The sequence below is a fragment of the Arthrobacter sp. AFG20 genome (assembly GCF_002892795.1).
Taxonomy (GTDB): Bacteria; Actinomycetota; Actinomycetes; order Actinomycetales; family Micrococcaceae; genus Arthrobacter.
In genome coordinates this window covers 80,964-97,525 of the sequence record NZ_PJMC01000012.1, presented here as the reverse complement: position 1 = coordinate 97,525, position 16,562 = coordinate 80,964, and the positions used below count along the sequence as shown (strand labels likewise).

General features: G+C 67.0%; 12 protein-coding genes. 8 read left to right on the top strand and 4 right to left on the bottom strand.

Annotation, left to right across the window (positions count from 1 at the left end; all coding sequences use genetic code 11):
• Position 1: 1 nt before the first annotated feature.
• From CXZ05_RS14960 to CXZ05_RS14935, 6 genes are all read left to right on the top strand, one after another.
• A complete protein-coding gene (locus CXZ05_RS14960) occupies positions 2–904 on the top strand; it encodes a carbohydrate ABC transporter permease (RefSeq protein WP_102973339.1) in 903 nt (300 codons plus the stop codon).
• Entirely contained in the window at positions 904–1,806 is a 903-nt protein-coding gene (locus tag CXZ05_RS14955; protein ID WP_102973338.1) for a carbohydrate ABC transporter permease, read from the top strand. Before CXZ05_RS14960 ends, CXZ05_RS14955 begins: the two co-directional genes overlap by 1 nt.
• A gap of 73 nt (positions 1,807–1,879) precedes the next feature.
• Positions 1,880–3,073 carry a Gfo/Idh/MocA family protein gene (locus CXZ05_RS14950; RefSeq protein WP_102973337.1) on the top strand — a complete coding sequence of 398 codons (1,194 nt, stop codon included), beginning with the start codon at positions 1,880–1,882 and terminating at the stop codon, positions 3,071–3,073.
• A 29-nt stretch (positions 3,074–3,102) separates the two neighbouring features.
• Positions 3,103–4,107, top strand: coding sequence for a sugar phosphate isomerase/epimerase (locus CXZ05_RS14945; protein WP_102973336.1), 1,005 nt, complete (start codon positions 3,103–3,105; stop codon positions 4,105–4,107).
• Between the two features lie 38 nt (positions 4,108–4,145).
• Positions 4,146–4,844: a ThuA domain-containing protein gene (locus CXZ05_RS14940; RefSeq protein WP_102973335.1), complete on the top strand. Its 699-nt coding sequence runs from the start codon at positions 4,146–4,148 to the stop codon at positions 4,842–4,844.
• Positions 4,829–5,959: a Gfo/Idh/MocA family protein gene (locus CXZ05_RS14935; RefSeq protein WP_102973334.1), complete on the top strand. Its 1,131-nt coding sequence runs from the start codon at positions 4,829–4,831 to the stop codon at positions 5,957–5,959. The genes CXZ05_RS14940 and CXZ05_RS14935 overlap by 16 nt, the downstream gene beginning before the upstream one ends.
• Positions 5,960–6,034: 75 nt before the next feature.
• Here the strand turns inward: CXZ05_RS14935 and CXZ05_RS14930 are convergent, their stop codons facing one another.
• From CXZ05_RS14930 to xylA, 3 genes are all read right to left on the bottom strand, one after another.
• The gene (locus tag CXZ05_RS14930) at positions 6,035–7,699 is read right to left on the bottom strand and encodes an HNH endonuclease signature motif containing protein (protein ID WP_102973333.1); all 1,665 of its coding nucleotides are present in this window, start codon (positions 7,697–7,699) and stop codon (positions 6,035–6,037) included.
• A gap of 205 nt (positions 7,700–7,904) precedes the next feature.
• Positions 7,905–9,374, bottom strand: a complete 1,470-nt coding sequence (xylB, locus tag CXZ05_RS14925; RefSeq protein WP_102973332.1) for a xylulokinase — start codon at positions 9,372–9,374, stop codon at positions 7,905–7,907.
• A 37-nt stretch (positions 9,375–9,411) separates the two neighbouring features.
• Positions 9,412–10,602: a xylose isomerase gene (gene xylA / locus CXZ05_RS14920; protein ID WP_102973331.1), complete on the bottom strand. Its 1,191-nt coding sequence runs from the start codon at positions 10,600–10,602 to the stop codon at positions 9,412–9,414.
• Positions 10,603–10,798: 196 nt separating this feature from the next.
• Between xylA and CXZ05_RS14915 the strand changes: the two genes are divergently transcribed.
• Both CXZ05_RS14915 and CXZ05_RS14910 read left to right on the top strand, forming a co-directional pair.
• Positions 10,799–12,082 (top strand): FAD-binding protein, encoded by a 1,284-nt coding sequence (locus CXZ05_RS14915; protein WP_102973330.1) that lies wholly within the window; start codon positions 10,799–10,801, stop codon positions 12,080–12,082.
• Between the two features lie 10 nt (positions 12,083–12,092).
• Positions 12,093–13,319, top strand: a complete 1,227-nt coding sequence (locus tag CXZ05_RS14910; RefSeq protein ID WP_102973329.1) for an ROK family protein — start codon at positions 12,093–12,095, stop codon at positions 13,317–13,319.
• 17 nt (positions 13,320–13,336) lie between these two features.
• Here CXZ05_RS14910 and CXZ05_RS14905 read toward each other — a convergent pair whose 3' ends face one another.
• Positions 13,337–16,531, bottom strand: coding sequence for an Ig-like domain-containing protein (locus CXZ05_RS14905; RefSeq protein WP_180987403.1), 3,195 nt, complete (start codon positions 16,529–16,531; stop codon positions 13,337–13,339).
• Positions 16,532–16,562 lie beyond the last annotated feature (31 nt).

Here is a 16,562-nt window from a genome sequence, read left to right as displayed (position 1 = left end):
CGTGACCATCACGAGTCCCGACCGCCGACGGGTCCGCGACACGGGCCCGTCGGGGTGGCTGGCAGCACCTGCCCTTGTCTTCTTCCTGGTGTTCGCCGTCGTCCCGCTGGCCGGCGTCGTTTTCCTCAGTTTCACCAGCTGGGACGGCCTGCGTGAGATCCGGCTTGAGGGTCTGGCCAGCTGGACCACGGTACTCACCGACCCCGTCACCGGCAACGCCCTGATGGTGACCGCCAAGATCCTGTTCTTCTCGTTCATCGTGCAGGCTCCGATCAGCCTGCTGCTCGGTGTCTTCACTGCCGGAGGCCAGAAGTACCGGGCAGCGCTCGCCGTCCTGTACTTCCTGCCGCTCCTGCTCTCCTCGGCCGCCGTCGCCATTGCCTTCAAAGCGCTGCTGGACCCGAACTTCGGTCTCGGTCCGGGCCTCCAGGTGCCCCTCCTGATCCAGGACTGGCTGGGTAACTCCGACCTCGTCCTGTTCGTGGTGGTCTTCGTCATCGCGTGGCAGTTCGTCCCGTTCCACACCCTCATCTACCAAGGCGGCGTGCGGCAGATCCCCACCTCGCTGTATGAGGCCGCGGAGATCGACGGCGCGGGGCGGGTCAGGCAGTTCCTGAACATCACCCTGCCCCAGCTGAAGTACACCATCATCACCTCCTCCACCCTCATGGTGGTGGGCAGCCTGGCTTACTTTGACCTGATTTTCGTTCTCACCGGCGGAGGCCCGGGCTACAGCACCCGACTGCTGCCGCTGCACATGTACCTGACCGGTTTCAAGGCCAACGACATGGGTGCGGCGAGCGCCCTGGGCGTGATCCTGATCGTCATCGGACTGGGCCTGGCCCTGCTGCTGCAGCGCCTCGGCGGCAAGAACCGGAACGACAGCCAATTGGAAGGAGCCTGATGGCTTCCACAACTCAGCTCCCCGCGGCTCCGGAGGCACCGGTCCTTACCCACGGCGCACCGCGCCAGAACTCCAGGCGCGCCGGCCGCCGTCGGCCAAACCTGCCCGGCGGCCTCGGCGGCTGGCTCTGGCTCGCGGTGATCGTCCTGCCCATCTACTACGTGGTGATCACCAGCCTGAAGAACCAGGCCGGATTCTTTGCCACTAACCCCATGCTTCCGCCTGCCGAACCAACACTGGACAACTACAGGCTGGTGCTGGAAAACGACTTTGCCCGGTACTTCCTGAACAGCGTCGTGGTCACGCTGGGCACGGTCATTCCGGCACTGTTCGTCTCGTTCATGGCTGCGTACGCGATCGTCCGGGGCAAAGGCCGGTTCGTGAACTGGACCAACAACCTGTTCCTCCTGGGCCTGGCCATTCCGCTCCACGCCACCATCATCCCGATCTACTGGATGATCACCCGCGCCCACCTCTACGACACACTGCTGGCCCTGATCCTGCCGTCCATCGCCTTCGCCATTCCGGTGTCCGTCCTCATCCTGTCGAACTTCATGCGGGACGTGCCCAACGAGCTGTTCGAGTCGATGCGGCTGGACGGCTGCTCGGACTGGGCCATGCTGTGGCGGCTGGCCCTGCCGATGACCAAGCCGGCAGTGATCACCGTGGGTATCTACAACGCCCTGCACGTCTGGAACGGCTTCCTGTTCCCGCTGATCCTCACCCAGAGCCCCGCCACACGGGTGCTGCCGCTCTCGCTGTGGACGTTCCAGGGCGAATTCAGCGTCAACATCCCCGCGGTGCTCGCCTCGGTAGTGCTGGCCACGCTGCCACTGCTGGTGCTGTACATCGTGGCCCGGCGCCAGCTGATCAGCGGCCTGACTGCCGGTTTCAGCAAATAACTACGCTGCTGGTCGAGCTTGTCGGGGCCCGGTTTCGACAAGCCCAACCAGCGAACAACCGAAAGGACATTGGATGACAACCGCAAAGCCGCTGCGGGTCGGCATGGTGGGCTACGCCTTCATGGGCGCCGCCCACTCACACGCCTGGCGAACAGCGCCCCGGTTCTTCGACCTGCCCCTGCAGCCACAGCTCACCGCCGTCGCCGGCCGAAATGCCAGCGGCGTCAGGGCAGCCGCGGACAAGCTCGGCTGGGAGTCGGCCGAAACAGACTGGCGCCGGCTGATCGAACGCGACGACATCGATCTGATCGATATCTGTACGCCCGGCAACACCCACGCCGAGATCGCGGCCGCCGCCCTCGAGGCCGGCAAACACGTGCTGTGCGAAAAACCGCTGGCTAACTCCGTCGAGGAGGCGGAGCGGATGACCGTTACAGCAGAGGCGGCAGCGAAGCGGGGTGTCTTTGCGATGTGCGGGTTCAGCTACCGCCGCACGCCGGCGCTGGCACTGGCCAAGCGCATGGTGGACGAAGGCCGGCTGGGGGCCATCCGCCATGTCCGCGCGCAATACCTGCAGGACTGGCTGTCCGATGAGAACGCCCCCATGACATGGCGGCTGGACAGGAGCAAGTCAGGATCCGGATCCCTGGGGGACATCGGAGCGCACAGCATCGACGCGGCCCAGTGGATCGCCGGGCAGAAGATCACCGGCGTCTCCGCGCTCCTGGAAACGTTCGTACCGGAGCGGCCCCTGGCCGGGGACCTGGTGGGCCTGGGCGGTCACGGCGACGTCGGCCAGGACACCCCCCGCGGGGCCGTCACCGTTGATGACGCCGCAATCTTCAGTGCAAGGTTCGCCGGCGGCGCTGCCGCGGTGGGCGCCGTCGGCGTCTTCGAGGCGACCCGCTACGCACTGGGGCGGAAGAACGCGATGCGGCTGGAACTGAACGGCACCAAGGCCTCCCTCGCCTTCGACTTCGAGGACATGAACGCCCTCTCCTTCTACGATGCAGCCGAATCGCCCGATGCCGGCTTCCGCCGGATCTTCGTCACCGAACCTGAGCATCCCTACGTTGGCAACTGGTGGCCCACCGGACACGGCCTCGGGTACGAACACGGCTTCACCCACCAGGTGGTGGACCTCGTTCACGCGCTTGCACAGGGCACGCAGCCGGAACCGTCCTTCGCGAATGCCCTGCAGGTCCAGCGCGTACTGGCCGCCGTGGAGGCCAGCGCGGCCAACTCCAGCCAATGGCAGAAAGTCTGAGACCCATGACTGCAGAACAGAGAAACCCGATGACACGACCCATAACACTCTTCACCGGCCAGTGGGCAGATCTGCCCTTCGAGGAGGTGGCCCGGCTCGCCGGAGAATGGGGCTTTAACGGGCTGGAGATCGCCTGCTGGGGCGATCACCTTGATCCGCGCCGCGCCGCAGAGGACGATTCCTATCTCCAGGGACGGCTGGACATCCTGGAGAAGAACAACCTCAAGGTCTTCGCCATCGCCAACCACCTCACCGGACAGGCTGTTTGCGATGACCCGATCGACGAGCGCCACCAGGGCATCCTGACGCCTGCGCTCTGGGGCGACGGCGATCCGGAGGGCGTCCGCACCAGGGCGGCGCAGTCCATGATGGACACCGCCCGGGCCGCGGCCAGGCTTGGCGTGAAGACCGTGACCGGGTTTACCGGCTCCTCCATCTGGAAGGCCGTGGCGATGTTTCCGCCCGCTTCTGAGGCCATGATCGACGCCGGGTACCGGGACTTCGCGGACCGGTGGAACCCCATCCTCGACGTTTTTGACGAGGTGGGGGTCCGCTTCGCCCTTGAGGTGCATCCCTCCGAGATCGCCTACGACTACTGGACCACCGAGCGCACCCTGGAAGCCATCGGGCACCGGGCCGCCTTCGGCCTGAACTTCGACCCGTCCCACTTCATCTGGCAGGACCTGGACCCGGTGATGTTCCTGCAGGACTTCGCTGAGCACATCCTGCACGTGCATGTGAAGGAGTCCGTGCGCCAGCTGGACGGGCGCAACGGGCGGCTCGGCTCGCACCTCGCCTGGGCCGATCCGCGCCGTGGTTGGGACTTCGTCACAGCGGGGCACGGAGATGTGCAGTGGAACAGGATCTTCCGCACCCTGAACGCCATCGGATACGCCGGCCCCACCAGCATCGAATGGGAAGACGCCGGGATGGACCGGCTGACCGGTGCGCCGCAGGCACTCGCCCTGGTCAAGAACCTCGCAGCCATTGCCCCGCCCGCCGCTGCATTCGACGCCGCCTTCGCGACCCGTTGACACCAGCCAACCGCTGAAAACCAAAGGAAACCCCTGACATGACCGAACGAAAATCCGCCCTGGTGGTGCGCGGCGGCTGGGACGGCCACCAGCCCTTCGAAGCCACCGAGCTCTTCATTCCGCATTTGAAAAACAACGGCTACGACGTCCGGGTCGAGGAATCGCCCAAGGTCTACGCCGACGCCGGCTACATGGCTGGAGTGGACCTGATCATGCAGTGCATGACCATGACCACGATTGAAAAGGACGAGTTCGAGGGACTGCGCGCCGCCGTCGAAAACGGCACCGGCCTGGCCGGCTGGCACGGCGGGATCGCGGATTCCTACCGCAACAATTCGGACTACCTGCATCTGATCGGCGGCCAGTTCGCCTGCCACCCCGGCAAGCACCCTGATGAACGCCTCGGGGAGCAATCCGACAACTACGTGCCGTACACCGTCAACATGCTCCCGGCCGCCGCCGGGCACCCCATCACCGAAGGCATCCCGGACTTCGAACTTGTCACCGAACAGTACTGGGTCCTGGCAGACGACTACATCGATGTCCTCGCCACCACCACGCAGAAGGTCCGCGAGTGGGACCCCTGGCACCGCGAGGTGACCTCACCGGCCATCTGGACCCGCCAGTGGGGCAAGGGTCGGATCTTCGTCACTACCCCCGGCCATCACGTCGACATCCTCCAGGACACCATTGTCCGCACCATCATCGAAAGGGGCCTGCTGTGGGCAAGTCGCTAGACCCAGGAGAGCGCACAAGAGTAGGAATCATTGGCTGCGGCGCCATCATCGCCCAGTACCTCGCGAATTTCCGCAGGCTGGACCAGCTCGAACTCGTGGCGGTGGCCGACCTGGACGCCGCGCGTGCCCAGGCTGTTGCGGATGACTACGACGGCGTCCGCGCGGTTTCCGTTGACGAACTCCTGGCCGCGGAAGACGTCGACCTCGTCCTCAACCTGACCATCCCCGCGGCCCACGCCAACGTTGCCCTGAAGGCCATTGCCGCCGGAAAGAGCGTTTACGGGGAGAAGCCGCTTGCGGTGACCACCGCCGAGGCGCGGCAGGTGCTGGAGGCGGCACGCGAGGCCGGCGTCGTCGTCGGCTGCGCCCCCGACACGGTGCTCGGCACTGGAATTCAGACCGCCCGTAAGGCGATCGACGACGGCTTGATCGGCGCGCCGATCAGCGCAACAGCCACCATGGTGACGCCCGGCCATGAGCGCTGGCATCCGAACCCGGACTTCTACTATCAGCCCGGCGGCGGACCCCTGCTGGATATGGGTCCTTACTACGTGAGTGCGCTGGTCACGCTGCTGGGCCCGGTGGTCTCCGTGGTCGGTGCCGCCAGCCACACCCGCAACGAGCGGACCATTGGATCGGGGCCGCGCGCCGGTGAGACGGTGCCGGTGGCCGTCGACTCACATGTCACCGGGGTGCTGGTGCACGCTTCCGGTGCACTGTCCACGCTGCTCATGAGCTTCGACGCCGTGAAGTCCAAGTCGCCCAACATCGAAATCCACGGTGAACGCGGCTCCTTGGCGGTACCCGACCCGAACCATTTCGACGGCGATGTCCAGGTCTTCCCGCTTGGCGCGGACGACTGGCAGACCCTGCCAGTCTCTGCTGGCTACGTCGACTCCGGACGCGGTTTCGGGATCGCCGACCTCGCCGCAACGCCGCAGGGCTCCGAACCGCGCGCCGGCGGCCAACTGGCCTACCACGTCCTCGAAGTTATGGAGTCGATGCTGGCTTCGGCCCGGACGAGTTCCGCAGTGCAGATCACCAGCACTGCCGCACGTCCGGAGCCGGTGAAACTGACCACCTTGGCCGCGCAGGTCGCGGAGGTCAGCTCCTAGGAGCTAACTCCTCCCTTGGCCGGGTTCCGCGGCGGCGGTATATCAGCCGCCGCTTCACCGGTTGCGGGGTCGGTTCTACCGTTCCGCGTGGCTGACTCCGGGCAGCTTGGTTTCTCCCCCACTGAGTCCAGCTGGCCCGGTTCCCGGAAGTGGCGGTGCGGTGGAGCGGTAGATGTGGCCGGTGGGTGTCGTGACTTCGATGGTGTGTCTCGGTCCGGGCGGAGGTTTCACTTTCCAGCCGGGGAGTTCTTTGGTGTGGTTGCAGGCTTCGCACAGTCCCGCGCCATTACTCAGTGACGTGGGGCCGTCATTGTGCCAGGGGATGATGTGGTCGTGGTGGCGGATCGGAGCGTCGCAATAGGGCGTGCGGCAGGTGTCGTCCCGGACTTGGATGAAGCGGCGCAGCGGTGCCGGGAAGAGCCGCCGTCGGGAGTCCATGGCGACTAAGTCACCCGTCTCCGGGGCGGTGTAGAGCCGGCGGAGCCACATCTTGAGTTCCTTTGCCGGGTCCTTGTGGTTGTCGGCTGAGCTGCCCGCCGCGCCCTGAGCCAAGGGCTGCCCTTCTCCTTGTTCTTCACCCTGCGCAATGAGGTCCCTGGCCCACCCTCCGGGGACGATGCCGTAGCCGGTGAGGCGGGCGGGTTCGGAGTCGCTCTGGAGGAGGGTGCGGTCGGTCATGACGAGGTTGAGTTCGATGCCGGTGATGCCGCCGGGTGTGCCTGTGGTCCACTCGACCAGGGTGTCGGCCTTGATCTGATTTAGCGCGCGGGGGTCGCCGGCGGAATGGAGGGCTTCGGCGCGCCTTGTCAGTGCCGTGTAGACGGCGACGCCCTGGTGGGCGGGCAGGAGCGCGGTGAAATAGGTCATGCAATCGGAGGCCGGGCGCAGGCTCACGGACCGCTCCGTGGCGGCGTGGCTGGCGCGCTGGGTGACGGAGCGCGGGTCGCGTCGGGTGGCGGCGGCCTTTACCGCGGCGATGACGCCGCGGGTCCCGACCCCGGTGAAGGTCCCCATATCCGCAGCCAACTCCTCGTCGACGGCGGTCCGGTCTTCCACGGTCAGGCACGCTGTTTCCTTCACGAAATACATGGCGCGCTCTTCATTCAGCTGGCCGGCGTCCAAGGCGCCCAAAGCGTGCGGCATCTCGGTGACCAGGGCCTTGGCCACGCCGAGGAGCCGCCCTCCGCGGTACGGGGACTCGCCCCGCGCCAATGCGATCTGCTCAGCAGCGCCCAAGCCCCGGTCTTTGCCGCGGTCCTTGCCAAGGTCCTCCGCAGCCCGGGGCACCCGATCGGTGGATTCCTGACCAAGCCGCGCGTTGAAAGTGACGGACAGCCTCGCCTGTTGCCCGGCGAGCATGCTTTTGACGGTTTCGGAGGCGCGGATCTGGTCGATCAGCCCGGCAGTGTCGGCATTAAGGTCAGCCTTCAGGAGCTCAAGCGCCGCCGCGATCCGGTCCTGCAATCCCGGCCGCGAACTAACGGCATTGGAGGAGGTGGCGTCGGCGAACAGCACGTCGGCAAACAGCGCCTCGGGAAGCGGGTCCTCAGGGAAGGACGCCGGATACGCTGCGTCGAGGTCATCGTCATACGGAAACCCGTCGTCGGTAAACCTGTTGTCGGAGAACGCGTTGAAGGGAAAACCGGGATCAGCGAGGTTGGCGTTGGAGAACGCGGCAGCATGCAGGACGTCGCCGTGCGGAGCCTCTGCTCTCAGTGCTGAATTCCCGAAGCCGTCCATAAACACAGTCTGCCAAGGGGGTACGACAATTTAAGGGCCGATCCGGCACCAGATTTGGGCGGGATCCAAAAATTTTTTTCGAATACACCTGAGAACGAAACCCGGTAGCACGTCAGGGGGTTCCCGGCCTTGAGAACACCCTGACGTGCTACCTAGTTGGGAGGACAGGAAGAGGTTTCGACAAGCTCACCCAACGGAGGAAGACTCAGCCCGCGGCCATCTCCACTTTGCGTTGCTCCGCCCGGTACTGTTGCGCGATGGTGGGCCGGAAATCCGGCTCGGGGTGGCCGTCCAGCGCCACGTTCCATGCCGGCCGCTCCCCCGTCAGTGCCCAGGCCGCCTGCACGGCAGCTCCGCGGGCCACGTACTCGCCGGGGCTGGGAACCACCACAGGCAGGTCGAAAACCTGGGCGGCGATCAGCTGGACCGCAGGATTCTGCACTGCGCCGCCGATCAGCAGAAGCCGCTCGGCCGGATGGCCCAGGGCGCGGAGGGCATCCAGTCCTCCGGCCAGCCCGCACAGCATCCCTTCGACGGCGGCCCGCGCGAAATTGCTGCGCGTGGTCGAGGCGATGGTCAGCCCGGAGAAGCTGGCCGTGGCGTGCGGCAGGTTGGGCGTCCGCTCCCCCTCGAAATACGGGACCAGCACCACGCCGCCCGCACCCGGTTCAGCCTCCAGCGCCAGCCTGGACAGCTCGTCGAAGTCCACCCCCAGCAGCCCGGCGACCGACGTCAGCACCCGCGCTGCATTGAGCGTCACGGCAATCGGCAGGAACAGGCCACTCGCATCCGCGAAGCCCGCCACCGTCCCGCTCGGGTCGCCGATGGGCTCATCGGAGACGGCGAACACCGTCCCGCTGGTGCCCACGGATACGACGACGTCACCCGCCCGGGCGCCCAGGCCCAGTGCCGCGGCGGCGTTGTCCCCCGCACCGGCACCGAGTTTTATAGGCAGCCCCGCAATTTCAGCGTGGACCTGGCCGGGTGACGCGCCGGGGGCCAGGACCCGGGGCAGGATCACGGCGTTACCGAGACTACCGCCCCCGGCTTCAACAGCAGCCCGCCCGAAGGCGAGACGGAACAGCTCCAGGTCATACGCACCAGTAGCGGGGTTCCAGTAGCCCGTGCCGCTGGCGTCGGAGCGGTCGGTGGTGAGTTGCCCCAGGTCGGGTCCCAGCGGGCTGGCGCCGACGGGGCCGTAGCCGCGCAGACGCCAGGTCAGCCAGTCATGCGGCAGCGCGACGGCGGCCACCCGGCCGGCGATGTCCGGCTCATGGTCGCGGACCCAGCGGACCTTGGTGACAGTGAACGAAGCCACGGGAACCAGCCCGGTCCGCTTGGCATAGTCCTCGGCGCCCACTTCTTCCGTGAGGGCTGCGGCCGCTCCTGCCGAGCGGGTGTCGTTCCAGAGCAGCGCCGGCCGCAGCACGTTGCCGTCACGGTCCAGCAGCACCATGCCGTGCTGCTGGCCCCCGACGGAAAGCGCGCTGACCCCGGCAAGTCCCCCGGCGTCGTCGAGCGCTTCGGACAGAGCCTGCCACCAGTGGTCCGGGTGGATCTCAGTGCCGTCCGGATGGCTGCCACGGCCTTCGCGGACCAGGGCGCCGGTGTCCGCGTCCAGCACCACCACCTTGCAGCTTTGGGTCGAGGAATCGACCCCGGCAACCAATGACATGGGAACAGCCGTTGACATGGGAGCAGCCGTCACAGCGTCAGCGGGCGCCGAGCAGGTGCTCGATGAAGAGCTGCTGGAGCTTCACGAAACCGAAGCCCTTGCCGCCGAAGTAGGCGTCGGCGTCGAAATCCTCGTAGGACGAGCGATCGGCGAGGAGCTGCTCGTAGCCTTCGCCCGGGTTCAGGGTGGGGACGTTGATCTCGGAAACCCGCGACGCCTCCAGGGCAGCCTGCACCTCGGGGTCGGAGCGGAAGGCCTTGGCGCGCTCCTTGAGCAGCAGGTAGGTCTGCATGTTGGCTGCCGCGGAGTCCCAGACGCCGTTGATGTCCTCGGTCCGGCTGGGCTTGTAGTCGAAGTGGCGCGGGCCGTGATAGGCAGGACCGCCCTGCGGACCGCCGTTTTCCAGCAGGTCAACCAGGGAGAAGGCGTTCTGCAGGTCCCCGTGGCCGAAGACCAGGTCCTGGTCGAACTTGATGCTGCGCTGGCCGTTGAGGTCGATGTGGAAGAGCTTGCCCTGGTACAGCGCCTGGGCGATGCCGTGGGTGAAGTTCAGCCCGGCCATTTGCTCGTGGCCGGTTTCGGGGTTGATGCCCACAAGCTCCGGGCGCTCGAGGGTCTCGATGAACGCCAGGGCGTGGCCCAGCGTAGGCAGGAGGATGTCGCCACGCGGCTCGTTGGGCTTGGGCTCGATCGCGAAGCGGATGTTGTAGCCCTTGTCCGTCACGTAGTCGCCCAGCAGGTTCACGGCTTCGCGGTAGCGTTCGAGGGCACCGCGGATGTCCTTGGCGGCGTCGTACTCGCTGCCTTCGCGTCCTCCCCACATCACGAACGTCTCAGCGCCCAGTTCGGCGGCGAGGTCGATGTTTTCCAGCACCTTGCGGAGGGCGAAGCGGCGCACACCGCGGTCGTTGCTGGTGAAGCCGCCGTCCTTGAAGACGGGGTGGCTGAACAGGTTGGTGGTGACCATGGGAACCACCATGCCGGTGGACTTCAGCGCGCCGGTGAGGCGGTCGATTTCCTGCTGCCGGTCAGCCGCGGAGCAGCCGAACGGGAACAGGTCGTTGTCGTGGAAGGTGACGCCATAGGCGCCCAGATCGCTGAGCCGGTTGATGGCCTCCACGGTGTCCAGGGGCGGGCGGGTCGCGGAGCCGAACTGGTCCTGCGCCTCCCAACCCACGGTCCATAGGCCGAAGGAAAACTTGTCGTCGCGCGTGGGCTGAATCGCCATTGAGTGCTCCCGTTTGGTTTGGAGGGACCTGCCCGCGGGAAGATCCCGAATATGTTCCATAAACAAACATATTGGATTTTCCCGGGCTGTCAACCATTCTCCAGGGCCGATCAGCTGGTCTCGATGCGCGAAAACCCCTATCTTCAGCCCGGCGCCGGGTGTTATGTTCTCTGAAACACCAAACGAAGGGCGGACAATGGTTAGCGAAGCAGGAACTGAGCTGCACACCGCGGGGCACAACTGGGCCGGCAACCTCAGGTACGCCGCCGCCGAGGTGCGGGAACCGGCGACAGTGGCGCAGCTCCAGGACCTGGTAGCCGGTGCGACCAAGCTTCGTGCGCTCGGTTCCCGGCATTCCTTCAACCGCATCGCCGACACCGCCGGCACCCTGGTCTCGCTCGAGCACCTCGAGCCGGCCATCGAGGTGGACCCCGCCAACCTGACAGTGACCGTGAGCGGCGGCACCCGCTACGGGACCCTCGCCGCCGAGCTGCAGCGGCAGGGCTATGCCCTGCACAACCTGGCGTCCCTCCCCCACATCTCCGTGGCCGGGGCCGTCGCCACCGCCACCCACGGCTCCGGCGACCGCAACGGAAACCTGGCCACCGCCGTCGCCGGCCTTGAGTTGGTGACCGCCGACGGCGGGATCCTCACCGCCCGCCGCGGGGAACCCGACTTTGACGGCATGGTGGTGGGCCTCGGCGCACTGGGCATCGTCAGCAGCCTGACCCTGGACGTCGAACCCACGTTCCCGGTCTCGCAGTCGGTGTTCGAGGACCTTGAGTGGGACCAGGTGCTGGAGAATCTCGACGGCGTCACCTCCTCCGCGTACAGCGTCAGCCTGTTCACCGACTGGAGCGGGGACCGGATCGGCCAGGCGTGGCTGAAGTCCCGGACAGAGGGAGAATCAGCATCCCAGCGGACCGGCTTTTTCGGCGGCAGCCCGGCAAAAGAACCGAGGCATCCCATCGCCGGAGTGCCCGGAACCACCTGCACGCAGCAGTTGGGCGTGCCCGGTCCCTGGTCCGACAGGCTGGCCCACTTCCGGATGGAATTCACTCCCAGCAAGGGCGACGAGCTGCAGAGCGAGTACCTGATCCCCCGCGAGCACGCCGTGGACGCCATCCAGGTCATGCGCCGGCTGTCCCACCTGGTGACTCCGCTGCTGCTGGTTTCGGAGATCCGTACCGTGGCCGCGGACAGCCTCTGGCTGAGCCCGAACTACGGCACCGACAGCATCGGCCTGCACCTCACCTGGCGGCAGGACCAGCCCGCCGTCGAGGCCGTGCTCCCCGTGATCGAGGCCGAGCTGGCGCCGTTCGGCGCCCGCCCCCACTGGGGCAAACTGTTCGACGGCGATGCTTCCCGGCTCGCGCCGCTCTACCCCCGCTTCCCAGATTTCAAGGCGCTCGCGGACCGCCTCGATCCGGAGGGGAAGTTCCGCAACAACTTCCTCGACACCAAGGTTTTCGGCAGCTGATATTGTTCCGATGATGTCTTCCCCTCGCCAACGGGCCGCCCCGACCGCCCCGCCCAGCGAGCTGGACCCCTCCCGGCGGAACAACCTGGCCCTAATCACGTCCCTGGTCCACCATCACCGTGTCCTCAGCCGTGCGCAGCTGACGAAAAGGACCGGGCTCAACAGGTCAACGGTCGGAACCCTGATCGGACAGCTGGCTGCGCTCGGCCTCGTCTATGAAACGGCGCCCACTGGCGAAGCCCAGGTGGGCCGGCCGAGCCCCGAAGTGCGCCCGAGCCCCTCCATCGCGGCGCTCGCCGTCTACCCGGAGATCGACGCGGTCACCATTGGCCTGGTCAACCTCGGCGGCATTGTCCAGAAGAAGATCCGGTTCGCCACCGAACGGATTCCCAGCGCACGGGAGGCAGTCAACATCGCCGCTGCCGTGATTGAGGGGATGCGCACGGAGCTGGAGCACTCCTACCGGATCACCGGGATCGGCGTGGCGGTACCGGGGCTGGTAAACCCCGACGACGGGACGGTGCGCCACGCGCCGCATCTGGGTTGGCGGGACGAGCCTGTGGCCCGGATGCTAACTGAGGCGACCGGTTATGCCTGCCAAGCTGCCAACGACGCCTCGCTCGCCGCCGAAGCGGAGCTGATCTTCGGGGCCGGCGCCGGGCGGGACAACCTCGTGTACCTCAATGGCGGGGCCAGCGGCATCGGCGGCGGGATCATTTCCAACGGCAGGCTGCTGCGCGGGGCGTCCGGCTACGCCGGGGAACTGGGCCACACCTTCGTCCGCACCTCCGGCGAACAGTGCCATTGCGGCGCCACCGGCTGCCTGGAGACCGAGGTCTCCCAGGGACGGCTCTTCGATCTGCTTGGCCTCAGCGGCGGCGACACCCCACAGCTGGAACAGGCCCTCGGCGCGTCAAGCAGCGCTGCCGTCGCCGAGGAGGTTTCCCGGCAGCTCGGCTTCCTGGCCATCGCGCTGCGGAACGCCGTCAACACCTTCAACCCGGAGGTGATCATCCTCGACGGCTTCCTGGGGGTGCTCTACGCGCTGGCGCCGGCTACCCTCGATGACCTGCTGCTGTCCCAGGCGATGGACGGGCCTGCCACCCAGGCCAAGGTGCACCCCGCGGCGCTCGGCTCCAACCTGATGATGATCGGTGCGGCGGAACTCGGCTTCGCCCGCTTCCTGGCGGACCCCACGGGATTTGGGACAACCGGGCTGGGTTCCGCCGCGGAATAGCGGCGGAACCCAGCTTCCTACCGGCCCAACACCACCTCGTAGGTCCGGGTCTGGCTTCCGTCTTCGCTCTTGACGGTGACCACGGCGGTGCCGGACTGCTTGTCAGCCGGCTGCACGGTAACCGTCGCGTACGGGTCAGCTGCTGTGGCCGTGACCTCCTGCCGCCCTCCTTGAGCGTCAGCCCGGTAGGCAGTGACGTCCGGGTCGAAGCCGGCGAGCGGCTGGCCGTTGACGGAGATCCCGGCCGCGGCGGCGTCGGAGGACTGGCCCGGAGCCGAGGCCAGAACCTGGACTTCACTGACCGTCATGTGGGTGTTCGTGCGGGCAGCGAGCACCACGCGCACGTCCTTGGTGTCCACGTTGGCCACCGGAACCGTGACGACAGGAGCGGGGCTGCCGCCGGGAACCTGTACCGCCGCACCCGCGTACTTCCACGTGCCGTCGGCCGCCTTGGTCTGAACCTGCAGGCTCTGGGCGTAGCTGTCGGTTGATCCGTCGCGGTAGAAGTGGACCTTCACTCCGGTCACCGTCTTCAGCTGGGCCAGGGAGACAGTAAGGGTATCCGTGGTGTTCTTGGTGCCCGATTTCCAGTTGGACCACGCCTTGTCCGTCAGGTTGCCGTTGCCGAGGCCGGCCGTGGCGTAGCCCGGCTCCGTGAACGAAGCGCTGAACGTGGCACCACCGTCGTCGGCCACGTTGCGGGCCGTTCCCGCCGTGACCTGCACCCGCACGGTGGCCGGTAGCGTCCGGCCGTCGGCGGCGTCGGCCATGCCCGCAACCGTGACCACGCCGGTCTGGGTGAACGCGGGAGCCGCGTCCCAGACCACCGGCCGCTCCACCTTGCTGCCGCCGGCAGTCACCGCTGTCACGGTGGCAGGAAGCACCGGCGTTCCGCCAACGTAGGTCTTGGCCCTCGCAGGAAGAGTCGCCACCAGTGTGTCGACGGTGACCTTGGCCGTCACCGCATGGGCAGTGCCCAGGACGTCCGTCGCCGTTCCGCGCACCTCGACGGTGCCCGGCTTGCTCCACCGGCTCTCCGGCGGCATCGTCCAGGTCACCGGCAGCTCGCCGCGGGCGCCGTCGCGGTAGACGGGCACCACCGTGTTGGGCAGCTGCGGCGTGGTCCCGGGCACCGTGAAGGCCGTAACGTTCTGGAATCCCTGGACAGTTTCGTCGATGACCCGCCAGCGCTGGTTCTCACCGGAGTTGGCGGTCCACAGCGTCACCGGCGACCCGTCCGCGGTGGCATGGCCGCCCACTTCGAGGAGCCGGCCGGTGGCGGCGTTGACGAACGTGTACGTGCCGTCGCCGGTGGTGGACATGGTCCACTGCGCGGCGCCGGCCGGCGTTGCCTCCGAAGGCACCAGCTGGGGCGTTCCGTCGACGACGGCGAGCTGCCGCCCGCCGTCGGGCGTTTCAATGGCGTAGCGGGCACGGCTGCTGTTTTCGCCGCTGAGGCGGCGGATGTTCCACTGTTGGTCGGCGCCGGCTCCGGAACGGATGACGGCTGCGCTGCCGATTCCCTGGGTGAGGGACTTGCCGCTTTCCACGCCCTTGAGGCTGTAGACGTGGTCCGCCTGCACGAGGGCGGCGTCCTTGGCCACGCCGTGCACACCGTTGACCAGGAATGTCGTGACGGACTCGGCCGGCACCGTGAGGACCGCAGTGCGGTCCTTTCCGACGGCGACCGGCTCACCCTGCACGAGCGCACCGGACGCGTCGCTGGTCACCGGAGTCACGGTGGCGTTTCCCTGGACGGCTCCGAATCCGGAAAGGTCCAGGGCCACCGGGCGCTGCTGCTTGCTGTCGTTGACGTGCACCACAGTGGCTCCGGAGTCCGAGACCGCGGCCGCGCTGTTCAGGTCGTTCACTGTTACCAGCCGGTCCCCGGGCTTGATGTAGTGCGTGAAGTTCCGCGCGGTGTTGTACTTGGTGTTCGTGTAGATCGGGCAGCTTTCGAGGGTGTCCCCGGCAGCACAGTCGAAGGGCAGCTGGATCTCGCCCCAGTTGGAGCCGATGGCGCTCTCGCCGCCCGGCTTCATGTTGTTGTAGTCCTCAACGGGCTGCCAGAACACCCAGGCCTCGGGCTCCAGCTCGCGGAGGTCGTTGACCATGTGCTGGGCCAGGCCAAGGCCCGGCTGCATGCTCGTGAAGTTCTGGCCGTCCATCCATGAGCCGCCGGTCTCGCTCATCCAGAGCGGCTTGTCCTCGCCCTTGGCGATGTCCCGGACGGCTGTCCGCTGCCCGGTCCCGTAGGTGTGGACGTTGAGCTGCGCGACGCTCTCCTTTGCATCCGCGGAATAGCTGTTCCAGTTGTTGGCGAACGTCGAGGGGTTGGTCTCATCCATGGCGCTGATGACGGCGCCAGTGTCCGCGCCGGCGAGGGCCTTGGCCAGCGACCGGACCACCTTCTGCTGCAGTTCGGGACCCATGTGGGCGCCCTCCTGCCGTCCGCCAACGGGCTGGCCCGCCGCATTCAGGCTGGTTCCCCAATACGGCGTGTTCGGTTCGTTCATGGGATCGATCGTGTCGATCTTGATGCCGTGGGCCTTTTCAAGCTGCTTGACTACGCCGACCAGATAGGAGGAAAAACCGTCAACGCTCTCGGTCCGCAGCTGGTCCTGCGAGGAGTTGAAGCCGCCCGAAACGTAGCCGCTGACCGTCTGGAACCACGGCGGGGAGTTGCTGAAGGCTTCCCAGTGCGTGACGTCGTTCTTGATCCGGTCAACCCACCAACGCTGTGTCTGGTCGGCATCGAGGTTCCAGTGCTCCGGGTTCGCCGGATCCCACCAGTCCTTGTCCTCCCGCGTGGTACCGGCGGGCGCCTTCCACCAGCCTTCCACCGCGCCGCCGGCACGGAGGTAGTCCTTCACGTCGGGGGCGTTGCCGCCGCCGACGTTGTACCGCGCGATGTTGAGGTTCAGCCCGTCGTCGCCGAAGACCATGTCCGCGAGCTTGTTGCGGACTTCGTCCGGGTAGTCACCGGTGGCGTTGGCGAACCAGACCAGGCTGGTACCCCACCCTTCGAAGGCCTCGCCCTGGTAGGACGGGTCCGGCCGTACGGTCACGGCGCCGGCAGGCACGGTTTCGTCGGCTGCCTTGGCCGGGGCCGGCGCGGCGAGCGCGGGCCCGGCCACGAGCCCTGCGGAGAAGACCGCCGCGGTGACGCCGGCGGCGGTCACGGCCCAGGGCCGTCTGGATCTGTTCGTCATTGAATTCCCTTCGGTGCGGTGATGCTGCTGT